The organism is Enterovibrio makurazakiensis, assembly GCF_050336585.1.
GTDB classification, from domain to species: Bacteria; Pseudomonadota; Gammaproteobacteria; order Enterobacterales; family Vibrionaceae; genus Enterovibrio; species Enterovibrio gelatinilyticus.
Genome location: NZ_JAKJSE010000004.1, coordinates 435572 through 453387, shown reverse-complemented (window position 1 = coordinate 453387; position 17816 = coordinate 435572). Strand labels below are relative to the sequence as shown.

Annotated in this window: 15 protein-coding genes and 1 other annotated feature (1 of these 16 cut by a window edge); of the genes, 5 read left to right on the top strand and 10 right to left on the bottom strand. The window is 47.5% G+C overall.

Annotated elements, in window-relative coordinates; genetic code table 11:
• The first annotated feature begins 120 nt into the window (after positions 1 to 120).
• On the top strand, positions 121 to 1617 hold the full coding sequence (locus L4D06_RS02110; protein ID WP_429737699.1) for an aldehyde dehydrogenase: 1497 nt from the start codon (positions 121 to 123) through the stop codon (positions 1615 to 1617).
• Positions 1618 to 1706: 89 nt separating this feature from the next.
• Here the strand turns inward: L4D06_RS02110 and L4D06_RS02105 are convergent, their stop codons facing one another.
• Positions 1707 to 2924 carry a bifunctional alpha/beta hydrolase/OsmC family protein gene (locus L4D06_RS02105; RefSeq protein ID WP_274163741.1) on the bottom strand — a complete coding sequence of 406 codons (1218 nt, stop codon included), beginning with the start codon at positions 2922 to 2924 and terminating at the stop codon, positions 1707 to 1709.
• Positions 2925 to 3156: 232 nt separating this feature from the next.
• Positions 3157 to 4461: an NAD(P)/FAD-dependent oxidoreductase gene (locus L4D06_RS02100; RefSeq protein WP_274163742.1), complete on the bottom strand. Its 1305-nt coding sequence runs from the start codon at positions 4459 to 4461 to the stop codon at positions 3157 to 3159.
• 334 nt (positions 4462 to 4795) lie between these two features.
• Between L4D06_RS02100 and L4D06_RS02095 the strand changes: the two genes are divergently transcribed.
• Positions 4796 to 5344 (top strand): cupin domain-containing protein, encoded by a 549-nt coding sequence (locus L4D06_RS02095; protein WP_274163743.1) that lies wholly within the window; start codon positions 4796 to 4798, stop codon positions 5342 to 5344.
• Between the two features lie 64 nt (positions 5345 to 5408).
• Here L4D06_RS02095 and L4D06_RS02090 read toward each other — a convergent pair whose 3' ends face one another.
• From L4D06_RS02090 to L4D06_RS02055, 8 genes are all read right to left on the bottom strand, one after another.
• The gene (locus L4D06_RS02090) at positions 5409 to 6737 is read right to left on the bottom strand and encodes an NAD(P)/FAD-dependent oxidoreductase (protein WP_429737698.1); all 1329 of its coding nucleotides are present in this window, start codon (positions 6735 to 6737) and stop codon (positions 5409 to 5411) included.
• Between the two features lie 49 nt (positions 6738 to 6786).
• A complete protein-coding gene (locus L4D06_RS02085; RefSeq protein WP_274163745.1) occupies positions 6787 to 7623 on the bottom strand; it encodes an ABC transporter permease subunit in 837 nt (278 codons plus the stop codon).
• Positions 7620 to 8570 (bottom strand): ABC transporter permease subunit, encoded by a 951-nt coding sequence (locus L4D06_RS02080; protein WP_429737697.1) that lies wholly within the window; start codon positions 8568 to 8570, stop codon positions 7620 to 7622. The genes L4D06_RS02085 and L4D06_RS02080 overlap by 4 nt, the downstream gene beginning before the upstream one ends.
• Positions 8567 to 9718, bottom strand: coding sequence for an ABC transporter ATP-binding protein (locus tag L4D06_RS02075; protein WP_429737696.1), 1152 nt, complete (start codon positions 9716 to 9718; stop codon positions 8567 to 8569). The genes L4D06_RS02080 and L4D06_RS02075 overlap by 4 nt, the downstream gene beginning before the upstream one ends.
• 206 nt (positions 9719 to 9924) lie before the next feature.
• Positions 9925 to 11043 (bottom strand): polyamine ABC transporter substrate-binding protein, encoded by a 1119-nt coding sequence (locus L4D06_RS02070; protein ID WP_429737695.1) that lies wholly within the window; start codon positions 11041 to 11043, stop codon positions 9925 to 9927.
• 139 nt (positions 11044 to 11182) lie between these two features.
• Entirely contained in the window at positions 11183 to 12568 is a 1386-nt protein-coding gene (locus L4D06_RS02065; RefSeq protein ID WP_429737694.1) for an aspartate aminotransferase family protein, read from the bottom strand.
• A gap of 70 nt (positions 12569 to 12638) precedes the next feature.
• On the bottom strand, positions 12639 to 13985 hold the full coding sequence (locus tag L4D06_RS02060) for a glutamine synthetase family protein (RefSeq protein ID WP_274163750.1): 1347 nt from the start codon (positions 13983 to 13985) through the stop codon (positions 12639 to 12641).
• On the bottom strand, positions 13972 to 14751 hold the full coding sequence (locus tag L4D06_RS02055; RefSeq protein WP_429737693.1) for a gamma-glutamyl-gamma-aminobutyrate hydrolase family protein: 780 nt from the start codon (positions 14749 to 14751) through the stop codon (positions 13972 to 13974). The genes L4D06_RS02060 and L4D06_RS02055 overlap by 14 nt, the downstream gene beginning before the upstream one ends.
• Before the next feature lie 327 nt (positions 14752 to 15078).
• Between L4D06_RS02055 and L4D06_RS02050 the strand changes: the two genes are divergently transcribed.
• From L4D06_RS02050 to L4D06_RS02040, 3 genes are all read left to right on the top strand, one after another.
• Complete coding sequence (locus L4D06_RS02050) at positions 15079 to 16488, top strand: glutamine synthetase family protein (protein WP_274163752.1); 1410 nt, start codon at positions 15079 to 15081, stop codon at positions 16486 to 16488.
• 109 nt (positions 16489 to 16597) lie between these two features.
• The gene (locus L4D06_RS02045) at positions 16598 to 17098 is read left to right on the top strand and encodes a YchJ family metal-binding protein (RefSeq protein ID WP_429737692.1); all 501 of its coding nucleotides are present in this window, start codon (positions 16598 to 16600) and stop codon (positions 17096 to 17098) included.
• Between the two features lie 60 nt (positions 17099 to 17158).
• A complete protein-coding gene (locus L4D06_RS02040; RefSeq protein ID WP_274163754.1) occupies positions 17159 to 17347 on the top strand; it encodes a hypothetical protein in 189 nt (62 codons plus the stop codon).
• Positions 17348 to 17709: 362 nt separating this feature from the next.
• Positions 17710 to 17816, top strand: a sequence feature (His leader region); it runs 33 nt beyond the window's last position.

The window sequence follows — 17816 nt, the reverse complement described above, 5'->3', positions numbered from 1 at the left end:
TAACGAACAGTAAATGGCTTATGTTCAATATAAAAACAATTATTGCTGCTATTTGTAAAATATTTTGAAATAGGGCACAGTGACAAAATATCGGCATTTAACACGGACTAAGGGGCAGATATGACTTCTCGCACGTCACGTCAAGACTGGGAATTATTCGCAGATTCACTGGCAATCAAAGGGCAAGCATTTATCAACGGCGAACACACTGACGCCGTATCGGGCGATACGTTTTCATGTATCAGCCCTATCGACGGCCGAACTCTTACCCAGGTCGCGAGTTGCGATCTGGCAGATGCAAATATTGCCGTCGCCAACGCCCGCGCCACATTTGAATCTGGTTCATGGGCGCATTTACCTCCAGCAGAACGTAAAAAGGTTGTTATTCGCTTTGCTGAACTTATCGAAGAAAATGGCGATGAGTTAGCCCTTCTAGAAACGCTGGATATGGGTAAGCCTATCCGTTATTCCAAAGCCGTTGACGTCAATGGCGCTGCACGTGCTATTCGCTGGTCAGGTGAAGCGGTAGACAAGATCTACGATGAGCTAGCCCCAACGCCTCACAATGAAATCGGTATGATCACCCGCGAACCTATTGGTGTTGTTGCCGCTATCGTTCCGTGGAATTTCCCTATGCTCATGGCATGCTGGAAGCTCGGCCCTGCTTTAGCGTCGGGTAATTCAGTGATATTAAAACCATCGGAAAAATCGCCGCTAACCGCGATTAAGTTAGGGGAACTTGCGCTAGAAGCAGGCATGCCCAAAGGCGTATTGAACGTATTACCCGGTTATGGTCACACCGTAGGCAAAGCACTCGCCCTTCACATGGATGTCGATACGTTAGTGTTTACTGGCTCGACAAAAATCGCCAAGCAATTGATGATTTACGCGGGCGAATCCAACATGAAACGCGTTTGGCTCGAAGCAGGCGGTAAGAGCCCAAACATTGTCTTTGCGGATGCACCGAACCTTGATGTGGCTGCAGCTTCAGCGGCCTCTGCCATTGCTTTCAACCAAGGGGAAGTGTGCACAGCGGGTTCTCGCTTGTTGGTGGAAGCGTCCATTAAAGATGCCTTCGTTGCGAAGGTCGTTGAACAACTCAAAGACTGGCAACCCGGTCACCCTCTCGACCCGCAGACGCAAGTCGGCGCAGTGGTCGATCAGCAACAACTTGATACCGTTTTAGGTTACATCGAAAAAGGTACACAAAGTGGTGCAACCATGGTCTGCGGCGGACGTCGAGTCATGCCCGATACTGGCGGTTTGTTCGTTGAGCCCACGGTGTTTGACAATGTGAACAATGAAATGCCTATCGCTCGGGAAGAAATTTTCGGCCCTGTGCTGTCAGTCATTACCTTTGACACCCCAGAGCAAGCTGTCGCCATCGCTAACGATACTGATTATGGTCTTGCCGCCGCGGTATGGACATCAGACATCTCCAAAGCGCACAAAACCGCCAAAGCCCTCCGCACTGGCATGGTGTGGATTAACCACTACGATGGTGGCGACATGACCGCACCGTTTGGCGGGTATAAACAATCCGGTAACGGACGTGATAAGTCGCTGCATGCGTTTGAAAAATACACTGAAGTCAAAGCAACATGGATTGCCTTGTAGTATCAGCGACACACCGATAACCACACTCCAATAAAAAACGGGCGGTGATATTCACTGCCCGTTTTTCTATATGCTTGAAAACTCAGTTCTTAATCTGCCAACGCCGTCGTGATCACAATCTTACTTTCCAAGGTTTTATGCACTGGGCATTTATCCGCGATTTCCAACAAACGCTGACGTTCTTCTTCTGTCAAATCACCCACCAGCTCTATCGTGCGTGCTAATACTTCTACTTTCGAATGTTCTTCATCGCAGTGCTCGCAATCCGCGCCATGTTGGCGGCTATGTGACAGCGTGACTTTCACATCATCCAAGGCGAGTTTTTTGCGATTTGCATACATGCGAATAGTCATGGATGTACAAGCACCCAGCCCAGCAAGCAAATGTTCGTAAGGATCAGGCCCGAGGTTATCGCCACCGAAATCAATGGGTTCATCAGCAAACCATTGATGATGATCAGTCTGAATAGTGCGCGTGAAGGCTTTATTGTGTTCACTCACCAACACCTCGCCACGTGTCACACCCGCCTCAGCCTCTTTGATGGGCGACGCTTTATCAATATAGCGCTGAGACCACGCGGCAATTAATTCTGCCACATATTGCGCGTCATCTTTGTTGGTCAACAAATGGTCTGCTGTATCTAACGTGACGAAGCTTTTCGGGTGTTTCGCACGTGTGTAGATTTTCTCGGCTTCCTTAATCAACACAATGCTGTCGATTGGCGAGTGCATCACTAACAAAGGAACACGCAAGTTTTCGATGTCATCATTCTCAGCGCGGATGTCATCAAGGAATTGCTTTTTGATGGTAAATGGACGACCTGCTAGGCTCACCTCTGCTTGACCTTCTGCATCAATATTTTCTACGTGCGCAGAAAATTGCTTTGATACATGCTCCGCATCGGCGGGGGCGCCAACGGTAGCAACTGCCGCAATTTCTGGGATCCGGTGTGCTGCTGACAACACTGCACGCCCACCAAGGCTATGACCAATCAACAGTAATGGCGCTTCATAATTATCACGCAAGAAATCAGCCGCAGCCACGAGATCATCAACGTTCGATGAAAAATTGGTGTTTTCAAAGTCCCCATCACTGCCACCAAGGCCCGTGAAATCAAATCGAAAAACGGCAAAACCAATGTTGACCAAGGCACGTGAAATACGAGAAGCCGCAGCGACATCCTTACCACAAGTGAAACAATGCGCGAACAAGGCGTAGCCACGTACATTCTGTTCAGGGGTTTCCAGCAACCCAGCAAGCTCTAACCCGCCACTCTTGAAGGTCACCTTATTACGTTTTCCAGCCATTCTTCTCTCCTGATTAACATGCGCCCAGCAAAAGTACCGTTTCTACATCCGTTAGAAAAAGTAATGCAGCGTTTTACCGACACAATCTGACAATGTGTATTTTTAGATTACTCGGATAGTTAATAGACCGGAAAACGAGAAAAGTATGACAACGCGTCTCAAACTTATTTTTGAGACGCTAAGTCGCTGAATTTGTTATTTAAAGAAATCAAGAACCGTACCGCTACTTGCGTCACTGAAGCACTTCTTTGATTCGATGATAGGTCATACCGATAGCGAGCAAAGGTGAGCGAAGCAACGGCCCGCCGGGGAATGTCATGTGTTTTACTTTCGCAAACACATCAAAGCGTTCAGCCGTACCAGAAATCGCCTCAGCAATCACTTTGCCAGCCATGTGCGTTGCGTTGACACCATGACCAGAATAGGCCTGAGCGTAAAAGATATTGGGCGCATCTGGCAGTCGCCCGATTTGGGGAAGACGGTTCGCACCAATGCCGATCATGCCCCCCCATTCAAAGTCGATTTTAACGCCCTTGAGTTGCGGAAAAACACGTTCTAAATTTGGAAGCAAAGCGGCAGTGATGTCTTTTGGATCCTTCCCTGAGTAGGTACAGAGCCCGCCAAACAATAACCGGTTGTCGCCGGAAAGATGATAATAATCCAGCGCCATACTCAAATCAGCAAACGCCATGTTTTTTGGAATAATGCTTTGAACTTGCTCGTCCGTTAACGGCTCGGTAGCAATGATATAGCTACCTGCGGGTAAGACTTTTCCACCAACATACGGCTCAAGTTTATGGCCGATGTAGGCGTTGCCCGCCAACAGAACATACTGGCAGCTTACTTGCCCTTTATCCGTTTTAACTAAAGGCTTGGTTCCCTTAACAATTTCTACCGCTGGGCTATCTTCAAACAATTGAACGCCCAAACTCGCTGCCACCGCAGCTTCACCTGTGGCCAAATTAAGGGGATGCAGATGACCACTTCCCATGTCCAGCATGCCACCAATATATCGCTCAGAGCCAATCACATCCGACAAAGACTCCTTACTAAGCATGCGAATCTCATGCTCATAACCCGCATTTTTCAAGCTGTCGAAATCTTCTTCAAGCTCTTTCATGTGGGCTGGTTTTAATGCGAGATCGCAATAACCCATGGTGAGATCACAATCGATATTGAATGTATCGACCCGATCTTTAACGATCTCAACAGCCTCGATGCCCATTCGATTAATGGCATCAACGCCCTCTTTGCCTATTTGTTGGGTAAACTGCTCAACGCCATGTCCAATACCGCGAATTAGCTCGCCACCGTTTCGACCTGACGCCCCCCATCCAATTTTATTGGCTTCCAACACCACCACAGAATACCCACGTAAGGCGAGTTCAATCGCACTGTTTACCCCGCTAAATCCCCCACCAACAATGCAGATGTCTGCTGTCACCGATTCAGTCAGTTCAGGGTAGCGCTGGCTATATTTAGCGGTTGCCGCGTAATAGGATTGCGTATGCGCAAGTTTTGATGATGTAGAACCCATGATCAGCACCAGTGTAAAATATAATTAACAAAGATTAACGTATTCACTACAGCAAGGTGAAGCGGAAAATATACATTTTAAGCGTTTCATTTGTAATCTTCTGGCTCAGATCACTCATTGATATTCATATGAGATTAGGCGTCAAATATGAAGCCCCCTCCCTTAGCCAAACAATCCAACCTCAAGCTCACCCATCCCAATCCGATGAATATTTTTTACATTATGACGATATCATCACAAAATACTTGATTCCCACAGCCTACCAAGTAGGATCGCACGTTCGAAATCTATTACAGTAATAAAACATCTTACTGAGTCAAAGGAGAGTGGGACATTGGATATTGGTGCAAACCTCAAAGCCGTTCGTAAAAACCGTGGATTATCTCAGCGTGAGTTAGCCAAACGTGCAGGCGTAACAAACAGCACCATTTCAATGATTGAGAAAAACAGTGTCAGCCCTTCCGTAAGTTCTCTCAAAAAAGTGTTGTCTGGCATCCCAATGTCTCTCGTCGAGTTTTTCTCGACCGATATCAGTCAAAACGAGGCTGCACCCGTGATTTATCGCCAAGAAGATCTGCTTGAGATCGGTTCTAATGGCGTTTCAATGAAAGTGATCGGCAAAGCTTTCCCTAATCGCGCCCTATCTATCTTGTCCGAGATTTATCCGCCCGGCACTAATTCAGGCGACGACATGCTTCAGCACGACGGTGAAGAAGCGGGGCTTGTGATTGAAGGACAATTAGAACTCACTGTTGGCGATGATATCTATGTACTTGAAGTTGGAGACAGTTATTACTTCGACAGTAACCGCCCTCACCGCTTCGCCAATCCGTTTGATAAAGAGTGCCGGATCTTCAGTGCGACAACGCCAGCAAATTTCTAGATTTTAGAATCAACAAAGCGCCCTAGCACTGACATGGGCGCTTCGTGTTTAAACCGCTATAGTCTTATATCCCAAATTTATCCCGTACGGTGTAATACCACGCGCCCAGCGCGGAGAAAGGCACACTCAACATATGTCCGCCAGGGAAAGGAAGATGTGGCAAGCTTGCAAATGCATCAAACCTTTCTGCCTGACCGCGCATCATTTCTGACATCAAGCGTCCTGCCAAATGGGTGTACGTGACACCGTGTCCACTACAGCCTTGCGAATAGTAAATATTGCTACCCACACGCCCCACCTGTGGTAATCGCGACAAGGTCATTAAAAAATTACCCGTCCAGCGGTAGTCGATCTTCACTTGGCTTAACTGAGGAAACGTGTTGAGCATTTTAGGACGAATGATGGCATCAATATCCGCCGGATCTCGCGCACCATAAACCACGCCTCCACCATAGATCAGACGCTTATCGCCAGATAACCGGAAATAATCCAGTAAGTAATTACAATCTTCCACACAGTAGTCTTGTGGCAGCAAACTCTGGGCCTGCGAGTCAGTCAATGGATCCGTCGCTACCACCTGCGTGCCACATGGCATCGACTTTGCGCGAAGCTCTGGCATCAAGCCGCCCAAATAGGCGTTGCCTGCCACAATTAAAAATGACGCCGTCACAGATCCTTTATCGGTAAATACTTTGACGGGTTCGCCACGTTCAATACGAATCGCCGCGGAGTGCTCATAGATTTTGCCACCTAAGCTTTCAACGGCTGCCGCTTCACCTAACGCTAGATTAAGGGGGTGGATATGGCCCCCTGATTTATCAAGCAAACCACCCACATAGTTCTGCGTATCGACGACACTGCGAATCTCTGTTGTATCCAGCATTTCCAATTGGTCGTTACCATGACGTTCCCACAGCGCTTTTTGGTGTTCCAACTCGCGCATCTGTTTGATGTTCAGCGCTGCAAATACACCTCCGTTTTTCAAATCACATTGGATGTTGTATTTATCAATCCGATCACGAATGATTTTGCCGCCTTCAAACGCCATTTCACCAAACAATTTGGCCTTTTCCGCACCCACCGTTTTCTCTATCACATCGATATCACGGCTGTAACTATTCACAATTTGTCCGCCATTGCGGCCTGAAGCGCCCCAACCCACTCTCGCCGCTTCCAACACAGTGACATTGAATCCCGCTTCCAGCAGGTGCAATGCAGAAGACAAACCGGTATAGCCAGCGCCGATAATGCATACATCAGTGATGACATCATCGGTTAAGACGTCTCTCTGCGCAGATACATTGGCAGACGCTGCATAATATGACGCAGTATGCTCTAACGGCGGATTTTGCATGAGTTGCGATGCTCCTTCTGAGCCAATTTGTTCCAACATGATGAAAGACTTCCCTTTGCTGCTCTGCTCTTAGCTGCTCTGGTCTTAGCTACTCAGATTTCATATTGAGCAGTGACATTTCTTCTTTCGATTTTCGCTCCGCTCGACGGGCGACATACCAAGAAAGAAAAGCAAACAAAGAGACAACCAAAATGATTAAGGTAGCGAGGGCATTGATCTTGGGTGACACACCAAGGCGAACTGAAGAAAACACCACCATTGGCAAGGTGGTTGACCCCGGCCCTGACACGAAACTCGCAATCACCAGATCATCCAGAGATAGACTAAAGCTCAGTAACCAACCCGCCACCAACGCAGGCGCTATCATGGGCACAGTGATCACAAAGAAGACTTTCAGCGGTGTTGCGCCTAAATCCATGCCCGCTTCTTCGATGGAAAAATCGAGCTCCCGCAATCGCGATGACACCACCACTGCCACATAAGCCGCACAGAATGTAGAGTGCGCAATCCACACGGTTGTCATGCCACGTTCTGCGGGCCAGCCAAACAGTTCTCCCATTTGTACGAACAAGAGCAACAAGGACAAACCGATGATCACATCTGGCATAACCAAAGGCGCTGTAATCATATTCGATAGGCTTAACCGCCCCCATGAGCGCTTAAATCGCGTCATCACAAAAGCTGCCAGTGTGCCAATAATCACGGCCATGGTGGAGCTATAAAACGCGATGCGAAGGCTCGTCCAAACGGCTTGCAGGATCTGCTCATCTTTAAACAGTTCTGCATACCACTTTGGTGAAAAACCACCCCAAACCGTCACGAGCTTGGAGGCATTGAAGGAGTAGATCACCAAGATCAACATGGGCAGATAAAGGAACAACAAACCAACCCAGAGCATGACAGTCGAAAATTGCCAACGTTTCATCGGTCTGCCTCCATGTCTTTGGATTGATAGTGATGGAACAAGGTGATCGGGATGATCAACAGTAACAGCATCACTATTGCCAGTGCCGACGCCACAGGCCAATCACGGTTGTTAAAGAATTCCTGCCACAGCACCTTACCTATCATCAAGGTTTCAGGGCCACCAAGAAGTTCGGGGATCACGAACTCACCGACCACCGGAATAAACACCAACATAGAGCCGGCAATTATGCCGCCTTTAGACAGCGGTAAGGTCACGTTCCAGAAGGTATTGAAATTGCGAGAACCAAGATCAGACGCGGCTTCCAACAAGCTACCGTCAAGCTTTACCAAAGTGGCATAGAGTGGCAGCACCATGAAGGGCAAATAGGTATAAACAATGCCGATATACACTGCAACATTGGTGTTGAGGATTTGGATAGGGTCGCTGATCACGCCCAGCCAAATCAAAGAACTGTTGATGATCCCAGTGTTACTGAGCAGCCCCATCCATGCATACACTCGAATCAAAAACGATGTCCATGAAGGCAGCATGATCAGTAATAACAGCAAGGTTTGCATTCGCGCGGGAGCGCGCGCAATGGCATAAGCCATCGGATAGCCGAGAAACAAGCAGCCTAACGTCGAGAAGAACGCAATCTTCAGAGAGCTAAGATAAGCGAGGTAATACAAGTCATCGTCAAGAATACGAATGTAATTCTCAAGGTTGATGGCAATCTCGAGCATTTCATCGGCGTACTGCATGATGGCTTCATACGGCGGAATCGCAATGGCTGCCGTTGAAAAACTGATTTTTAAAACGATGGCAAACGGCAGCGCAAAAAACAGCAATAGCCAAAAGAACGGGAAGCCCATGGTGAAATGACGACCCTTTGGGAAAAGGACACGTGACTTATGTGTCGCGGCACCTTTCGTGCCATTTTGTGAGGGGGAGGTGGAATTCGTCATACACGCAATACCACCCCACTGGTGGCCTCCCAGCTAATGAAGACTTCATCGTCCCATGTGGGTCTGTCTTGTCGGCGAGTAATGTTTGCCATACTGCACATAACAATCTTGTTAGACGGCAATTTGACGTAATACACCGATGTCCCGCCCAAATAGGCAATATCATGCACAGTGCCTTTCGCCCAATTGTACTGATCATCCGGTTTATACCGCCCGATCAATGCTTTTTCTGGGCGAACCGCGAGCCAAACCTTTTTGTCTTCTAGGTTAGTGGCAACACCATAACCAACAAACATCGGCTGCGGCGTTTCTTGTGATTCAATGATGCAGTGATCCGCCTCATCCGTCACAATCTCCCCTTCGAACAAATTCACCGAACCAATAAATTCAGCAATCATTCGGCTGTTCGGGCTTTCATAAATGTCGGTCGGTGTACCTGTTTGTGCTATCCACCCTTCGTGCATGATGGATATACGCCCAGCCATGGTCATGGCTTCTTCTTGGTCGTGTGTCACCATCACACAGGTCACGCCAACCCGCTCCAGAATCTCCACCACTTCCAATTGCATTTGGGTTCGCAGTTTCTTATCTAGGGCACCCATTGGCTCATCAAGAAGCAGTAATTTTGGCCTTTTGGCGAGCGAACGCGCTAAAGCCACTCGCTGGCGTTGACCACCGGAAAGCTGGTGTGGTTTTCGGTTCGCAAAGGCTTCCATACGCACCAGACGAAGCATTTCTTCGACGTGAACTTTGATCTCATCTTTCTTCATCTTGTCTTGCTTGAGTCCAAACGCAATATTCTGCGCCACCGTCATGTGCGGAAACAGTGCGTAAGACTGAAACATCATATTGATCGGGCGTTCATAGGGAGGAATATCCGTGATGTCCTCACCATCAAGATAAATGCGCCCGCTCGACGGCTTTTCGAAGCCGGCCAGCATTCGCAGCAGGGTCGATTTCCCCGAGCCAGATCCACCAAGCAACGAGAAAATCTCGCCGCGATCAATGGTCAGTGACACATCATCAACAGCACGAACATCGCCAAATAATTTGCTGACGCGATCTATTTTCAATAGCGGATCTTGTTTCGCCGCTCCCTGCTCCGCGCTTGGTTGCTGGTTACTTGGTTGCGGATTACTGGTCGTCATGAGACCTCCTACTTACTGCTGCATTCGCCGACATTTGCTCTGAAAGAAGTACCGTCCAACATTCGTTTCAACATTACCTAAGCAATCAAACTCAATGGGTGGTACTCCTCAGAGCGATACATCCAGCGGAACAATACATCCGGTAGAGCAAAATGCCGCGCGGAGTCTATGCAGATGCACGGCGTAAAGCATGCGACAAGACGTCGCTATTGCCCCGTCTTCATACGGGTCCAAATGCGCGTTCGTACGCGGTTGATTTTCAAAGGAAGGACTTCAGAAATGAACAGTCTATCCATCACTTCTGGCGTTGGATAAATTGACGGATTCTCCAAGATCTCTTTTTCAATCAGATCATTGGATGCGGGATTCGGGTTGGCATACACCACGTAATCAGTAATAGGGGCTATCACTTCTGGGCGTAATAAGTAGTTCATGAAGGTTAGTGCATTTTTGGCATTCTTCGCATCGGCGGGGATTGCCATCATGTCGAACCAAAGCTGGGCACCTTCGCTCGGAATGGCGTAGTCGATAACTTGCCCATTCCCTGCTTCATCCGCACGGTCTGCCGCTTGGAAAATATCGCCTGAGAAGCCATAAGCTAAACAGATATCACCATTCGCAAGGTCTGTGATGTAACGAGAAGAGTGGAAATAGGTGACGTAAGGGCGGATTTCTGCGAGCGCCTCACCGACGGCTTTGTAATCTTTCTTGTTGGTTGAGTTTGGATCTTTACCTAAATACTGCAGTACTTGCGGCATCACTTCGTCTGCCGAATCGACCACGGCAATCCCACAATCTTTTAGCTTGGCTGCGTATTTTGGATCTAAAAGCAGATCCAATTTATTTTCAGGTAACGGCCCACCCAAAGCGGCTTTCACCTTCTCTACGTTGTAACCAATGCCATTGGTTCCCCAAAGGTAAGGGATCGCATATTGGTTACCTGGATCTGCCATTTCTAGGCGTTTCATCATGGCTGGATCAAGGTTGCCGTTGTTGGTCAGAAGCGCTTTATCCAGCTTTTGGAAAGCACCTGCTTGAATCTGTTTAGCGAGGAAGTTACTGGAAGGAACCACTAAGTCATAGCCAGAGTTTCCTGATAGCAACTTGGCTTCGAGTACGTCATTGCTGTCATACACATCGTAGGTGACTTTGATGCCCGTTTCTTTTTCAAAATTCTCAATCGTATCTTCGGCGATGTAATCGCTCCAGTTGTAAATGCGAAGAATTTCTTCTGCTTGTACGCTTGTCGACAACATCAGTCCTGATGATACCAACAGCCCTGCAAAGGTCATTACTGTGGTCTTATTTCTAGTAGCCATTTTCATGTGTACTCCTTAGGGTCCTTTCCGTTTAGGAGAGAAAGCGCACTGCCACACTTTTTCTCCCCACCAGATCTATCCAATCTGGCGTGATGGTTTGCATACACAAAAGTGCACGCATCAAGATCATCCTTTCTATATAACGCTACACCGCGCCAAGCGCTTGAAGTTGCTCGAAGGTGAGATCCAAGGCCAAACGTGCTTTTTCCACAAGTTCATCCACTTCCGAATGTGAGATGACAAGGGGTGGGCTGATGATCATGGTGTCGCCGCAAGCCCGCATAATTAGGCCATTCTCGACACTTTTGTCTCGGCAGATCCCACCTATACCGACAGATTCATCGAACCGAGCACGGGTTGCTTTATCTTTCACCAACTCAATGGCTGCGACTAAACCAAGGCCACGCGCCTCTCCCACCAATGGGTGATCAGCCAGTGTTTGCCATTTAGTCTGCAAATACGGCCCAATGTCCTCTTTGACATATTGAACCAAGTGCTTCTCTTTCATTACGTGAAGATTTTCTAGCGCGACGGCAGCAGCAACAGGGTGTCCTGAATAGGTATACCCATGATTAAACTCGCCACCTTTTTCTTCAAAGGTATGTGCAACTCGATCGCTGACGATCACGCCGCCCATAGGGATATACCCCGACGTCATGCCTTTGGCGATCGGCATAAAATCAGGTTTGATACCAAAGTGCTGGCTGCCAAACCATTCACCCGTTCGACCAAAACCACAGATCACTTCATCGGCGATCATCAAAATGTCGTACTTGGCGAGAATTCGATTTATTTCAGGCCAATACGTTGAAGGAGGGATCACAACGCCGCCTGCGCCTTGAAAAGGTTCCGCGATAAAGGCGGCGACTTTGTCTTCACCTAGTTCGAGAATGGCTTTTTCAAGTTCTTGCGCTGCTTGAATACCAAACTCTTCAGGAGAAAGATCGCCCCCTTCACCAAACCAATACGGTTGAGGGATATGATGAATTCCAGGAATCGGTAAGCCGCCTTGTTGGTGCATCGCTTTCATTCCGCCAAGGCTTGCACCCGCAACCGTCGAGCCGTGATAGCCGTTATGACGGCCAATAATAGTGAACTTTTCAGGCTGGCCTTTAACGGTCCAATAGTGACGAACCATTCGCAGCACCGTATCATTTGATTCAGAACCCGACCCAGTAAAGAACACCTGATTCATATGGTCGGGTGCCAAGTCGGCAATCTCTTTGGCAAGCTCCACCACGGGTGGATGTGCACATTGGAAAAAACTGTTGTAGTAAGGAAGTTCCAGCATTTGTTGATAGGCAGCATCTGCTAGTCGTTGCTCACCGTAACCAATATTGGTGCACCAAAGCCCAGCCATACCATCTAGAATACGGTTACCTTCACTGTCCCAAATATACACGCCTTGCGCACGCACAATCATTCGTGCGCCTTTCTCTCTAAGCGTTTTTGAATCGCTAAACGGGTGTAAATAGTGCGCGTTATCCAGCGCTTGCAATGTCTCAGTACTTTGTTGTCCGACGTGTGTCATCACGACCTCCACATCCTTGTCAATGAATTGAATACCAACCTAGCAGGCGGCCTTCCCTACGCTGTTGTTATTACACCGTCAACAACAGGAATTCGCGCTCCCAAGAGCTAATGACGCGTTTGAAGTTTTCCTGCTCTTTACGCTTCACTGCGATGTAGCCTTTAGCAAAGGCATCGCCTAAATACTCAGAAACCTCATCACAGTTCTCCATGCCTTCAAGCGCACTTTCAAGGGTATATGGCAACACAGGACTGCGAATTTCATAGTTACGACCTTGTGCTGGGGGGGTTGGTTTGAGCTCTTTTATCATGCCGATGTAGCCACACAGCAAACTCGCTGCGATCGCCAAATAGCTGTTTGCATCCGCGCCCGGAAGGCGGTTTTCAACACGACGGTTTTGCGGTGAACAACTTGGCACACGTAAACCACAGGTACGGTTTTCTTCTCCCCACTCCACATTCACTGGTGCGGAAGTATCAGGAAGAAAACGGCGGAATGAATTCACATTGGGTGCAAACAAAGGAAGCATTTGAGGAATGAACTGCTGTAACCCTGCGATGTGTCCATGGAACAAGGACGAGCTGGTACCATCTTCACTGGTAAACACGTTCTTACCCGTTTTGACATCCAGAATGCTCTGGTGCAAATGCATGGCACTGCCCGGCTCATCAGTAATCGGCTTGGACATAAAGGTGGCGACCACATTGTGCTTGAGCGCGGCTTCCCTAAGCGTGCGCTTGAAGACGAAAACCTGATCAGCAAGTACCAATGGATCGCCGTGACGGAAATTGATTTCCATCTGAGCGACACCTTCTTCGTGGATCAAAGTATCAATCGACAATCCCTGAGTCTCACACCACTCATACATGTCTTCAAATAACGGATCAAACTCGTTAGCTGCATCAATAGAAAACGACTGACGCCCTGTTTCAACACGCCCGGAGCGCCCAATTGGCGGCTCTAGTGGCAAATCAGGATCGGCACTTCGCGCAGTGAGGTAAAACTCCATTTCTGGCGCCACCACAGGTTTCCAATTTTTATCTTCGTAGAGCTTGAGTACTTTTTTAAGAACATTTCGAGGCGTTAGGTCAATGGGATTACCCATTTTGTCGAAGGTGTCATGAATGATTTGTGCTGTTTTTTCAATCGTCCAAGGCAGCAAGTACACTGCGTCTTCATCTGGCTTACAAATGAAGTCGATATCGGCCTCATCCAACAGCGCGTAGTAAATGTCATCATCAACATAGTCACCGGTCACAGTTTGAAGCAATACGCTCTCCGGCAGGCGCATCTCACCCTCACTGATGAACTTATCAACTGGTGCGATTTTTCCTCGTGCAATCCCCGAAAGATCACCAACGACACACTCTACCTCTGTGATTTCATTGTCTTTTAACCATTTTTTAAGCTTGCTCATAGTCTTTCTCACGCGATTTCGCTCTTCTTCTGCAGGCATCCCCGAATACTTCGAAGATAGCTGAATAAAAAGGATTTTTTGTGACCATCCACTCAGGATGCCACTGAACCCCTAATGCGAAATTTTTAGCCTCTATGACAGAGAATGCCTCTATCAACCCATCTGGCGCAGTTGCTTCCGGTCGCAAACCCTTACCTAACTGATCAATTCCTTGAGTATGAACAGAATTGACGTCGGCAGAGGTGCGACCCCACGCCTCGCAGAGAAGGCCTCCGGGTTCGATCGTAACGGTATGAGAAAGGCCATATTGAATATCGACACTGGCCGTTTTGTCTTCACGGTGCTCTATAAAACCACCAACTTCATGAAGCTTTTGATGCAAGGAGCCCCCCATTACCACGTTCATTTCTTGAAACCCGCGGCAAATGGCCAGAACTGGCACGCCCATTTCCAGTGCTAACTTCATTAGCGGCAAAGTTGTGGCATCACGTTTAGGATCATGATCCGTCCCCGCATCGCTGGGGGTGCCATGATAATGATGAGGTTCTATGTTAGACGGTGACCCTGTAAACATAAGGCCATCTAGAGAGGAAAGAAGCTGCTTCATCGGCAACGCTTCACCTAAAGCAGGAATAATAAGTGGACAGCACCCGGCGCCATCAACGACAGCATTCACGTACTTCTCACCCGCAATATGAAAAGGGTGTAATCCTAACTGAGTGCTACACCCTGTCACGCCGACTAATGGAGAAATTGAACACCGCATAACCATCCTTTGCTCTTTCATTACCCCAAACTGAGGGATTAATAAATGGCCTGCCCCACCACTTACCACACTTACTGCGTTCGTTTTTTCACACGCTACACGTTAAAAATAAATTACGCAAGTGACCAAAGCAACAAAAACAAGCTATTTATTTATCATTTTATTAACATTGCTAATCACCTGATTTACCCGAGCTTATCGCATTGATTTGAAGGAGTAATATGTATTTTGTGACCTGTGACGCGGTTGACATTCTCATGCGTTTACTATTCACTCAATGGTAACCACATGAGTGGTTAATATAATTTACACTTAGGTAGGTGTTTAATGCGATATCAAACAGACAGGGAAATGTTCACGCCTAAAGATACAAATCTACCGGACGTTCAAGAGGCTATTCAGTTCCTCGAAGCCAACCCCGATATTGAATTTGTTGATTTGTTATTGCTTGATATGAACGGCATTGTGCGCGGTAAGCGCATAGAAAAAGACAAGCTACCAAAAGCCTACGAACAAGGTATTGCCTTACCTATCTCTATCTATGGAATGAACATTAAAGGTAACCCCGTCGAAGAAACTGGGTTGGGCCTAGAGATCGGTGAATCCGACGCAATTTGTTTTCCAGTGACCGGGTCGCTCACTCGTCAACCTTGGCAAAAGCGCCCTATAGCCCAAGTCATGCTCGAAATGTATGAGAAAAGTGATACGCCATTTTTTGGCGATCCACGAATGATTCTTCGCCGCGTATTACGCCAAATACAGGAACGAGGCTTCAACCCCGTATCAGCGTTCGAGCTAGAGTTCTATCTCATCGACAGTAAGTCACCTAATAAAGCGCCATTGCCACCTATCTCGCCGATTACAGGTAAGCGTCCTGAAAACACGCAGGTCTATTCATTGGATGATTTAGACGAATACGCCGATCTTCTTACCGACATTATCGACGCAGCACGAGAGCAAGGGCTACCCGCTGATACCATTGTTGCCGAATCAGCTCCGGGTCAATTCGAAATTAATCTCAAACACACCGATGACGCACTGGCTGCGTGCGACCATTCAATATTGCTCAAGCGCGTCATTAAGCAAGTCGCTCACGATCACGATCTCGACGTCACTTTCATGGCAAAGCCCTATGCCGATCAAGCAGGCAATGGGATGCATCTGCACATCAGTTTACTCGATGAACAAGGGCACAACGTTTTCCAGCCTGAAGAAGACGCTCAAGTTACCGATACGATGCGCTACGCTCTAGGTGGACTGCTTGAATTGATGCCACAGTATTTTTCTATCTTGTGTCCAAACATCAACTCGTACCGTCGTTTCAGTCCTGAATTTTATGTTCCAAACGCAGCAACATGGGGATTGGAAAATCGCACAACCGCGCTTCGCATTCCCGGTGATGTTCCCCAAGCCACAAGGATTGAACATCGCGTCGCAGGCACGGATGCAAACCCCTATTTAATGATGAGCGCATTTCTTGCATCGATCATGCATGGGATTGATAACAAGATTGAACCTTGCGACCCCATTGTCGGGAATGCTTATGATGTAGACACAACCCCCTTACCCACGAATCTTCGTGATGCTTTAAGGTCATTGTCATCTTCTGACGTGATGCGTCAGTTCCTTGGCACAGACTTCGTTGATGTGTTTGTTACCTGTAAAGAGAAAGAACTTGAGGAATTTGAACAACATATTACCAATTTGGAGTATGACTGGTACCTTCATGCCTTTTGATGGGAAATCATGCTGACACGGTCTTTGTGCTGTGTATTGATCATCTATGTTGACTCTTTCTGATTAGCCTTCGAAAATGAGCCGGATTTCATTAATTCGGTTCACTTTCATGACTGCAAAGCTCTCTACATTTTCCACCACCGCACCCTGCCCTTGTGCTAGCCAAAAGCCATATGGTGATTGCTGTGAGCCCATTCACCTTGATTACAGCAAGGCCGATCACCCAGAAAAGCTCATGCGCGCACGTTATAGCGCTCATGTGGTGGGTTTGGTGGACTTCGTCGTGGATACCTACCACACCTCATGCCACGCTGAAGCGCATCGCGATGCCATCGCTTCTTCAGTAAAAAGCAAATGGCAAATGCTTCAAGTTCTGTCGAGTTCTGTTGATGACAGTGGACGACAAGGTTTTGTCGAGTTCAAAGCGCATTATGTGGAAGATGGCACACCTTACTGCCTGCATGAAAAGTCGCGCTTTGTTGCTGAAGATAGAGATGGAGAAAGCTACTGGTATTACATCGACGGAGAATACCCAAAAGCTGACAAAGTGGGACGAAATGATCCGTGCCCATGCGGTAGCGGCAAAAAACACAAGAAGTGCTGTGGTTAAAAAACACTCAAGTCACATCAATTAGCGCCGATAACATAGGGGAACAAATCATGAGGATGAATGATGACTTGGTTCCCCAAATTAACAGAATCACCGCTCAAGAAAGTCGGCACGATCTTGAAACAAGATCAAACGAAATCGAATGCCGAGCGCGATATCGAAAATGACGAGCAAGAGGCATCGAACAGCGAAACCGCCAATAGCACAGACAAAAAGAAAAAAGACGGGTTACTTGATATTTACGTCTAGAGCTCGTTAAACACATAAGACTGCAAGAAAATTAAATTTATAAAACGAAGGCATCGCCCTGTAGCCATGAGGGTAGCGAGATTCACCCCTCAATAAGTGTTCTAAAAAAGAGTCATCTAACTGTCACCAAAGTGTCTTCCAAATGCGAGTCAACTCAGCATTTCTCGCCTTTCCCTATGAACCCCTTCCGTAAATGTAGAAATCCACAAATTACTTGTTGCAATATTTAATGAGTTTGTTAGTGTTGATGCCAAGTAAACGTTAAACCTATTTAGCACACAATTTGTGAAAATCGTGTTCTGGTTTACACAAATACGCAGACAAGGTAGTCAAGTAAACATGCAAAAATCGCTCATGACCATTCACCATCATCACCATCCTGAGTAGTCTTTCGGGAAGATTGGTTTCGACTGGAAGACAAGGATTAGGTTCTTCCAACGGTCATTGAAAGCGAACACAAGATTCAGAC

Excerpts from the sequence above, each read along its gene's own strand:
- L4D06_RS02055 (WP_429737693.1), bottom strand. The coding sequence starts at position 14,751 with ATGCGGTGTTCAATTTCTCCATTAGTCGGCGTGACAGGGTGTAGCACT.
- L4D06_RS02090 (WP_429737698.1), bottom strand. The coding sequence starts at position 6,737 with ATGTTGGAACAAATTGGCTCAGAAGGAGCATCGCAACTCATGCAAAAT.
- L4D06_RS02100 (WP_274163742.1), bottom strand. The coding sequence starts at position 4,461 with ATGGGTTCTACATCATCAAAACTTGCGCATACGCAATCCTATTACGCG.
- L4D06_RS02060 (WP_274163750.1), bottom strand. The coding sequence starts at position 13,985 with ATGAGCAAGCTTAAAAAATGGTTAAAAGACAATGAAATCACAGAGGTA.
- L4D06_RS02040 (WP_274163754.1), top strand. The coding sequence starts at position 17,159 with ATGATGACTTGGTTCCCCAAATTAACAGAATCACCGCTCAAGAAAGTC.
- L4D06_RS02070 (WP_429737695.1), bottom strand. The coding sequence starts at position 11,043 with ATGAAAATGGCTACTAGAAATAAGACCACAGTAATGACCTTTGCAGGG.
- L4D06_RS02110 (WP_429737699.1), top strand. The coding sequence starts at position 121 with ATGACTTCTCGCACGTCACGTCAAGACTGGGAATTATTCGCAGATTCA.
- L4D06_RS02075 (WP_429737696.1), bottom strand. The coding sequence starts at position 9,718 with ATGACGACCAGTAATCCGCAACCAAGTAACCAGCAACCAAGCGCGGAG.
- L4D06_RS02045 (WP_429737692.1), top strand. The coding sequence starts at position 16,598 with ATGACTGCAAAGCTCTCTACATTTTCCACCACCGCACCCTGCCCTTGT.
- L4D06_RS02080 (WP_429737697.1), bottom strand. The coding sequence starts at position 8,570 with ATGACGAATTCCACCTCCCCCTCACAAAATGGCACGAAAGGTGCCGCG.
- L4D06_RS02050 (WP_274163752.1), top strand. The coding sequence starts at position 15,079 with ATGCGATATCAAACAGACAGGGAAATGTTCACGCCTAAAGATACAAAT.
- L4D06_RS02085 (WP_274163745.1), bottom strand. The coding sequence starts at position 7,623 with ATGAAACGTTGGCAATTTTCGACTGTCATGCTCTGGGTTGGTTTGTTG.
- L4D06_RS02105 (WP_274163741.1), bottom strand. The coding sequence starts at position 2,924 with ATGGCTGGAAAACGTAATAAGGTGACCTTCAAGAGTGGCGGGTTAGAG.
- L4D06_RS02065 (WP_429737694.1), bottom strand. The coding sequence starts at position 12,568 with ATGACACACGTCGGACAACAAAGTACTGAGACATTGCAAGCGCTGGAT.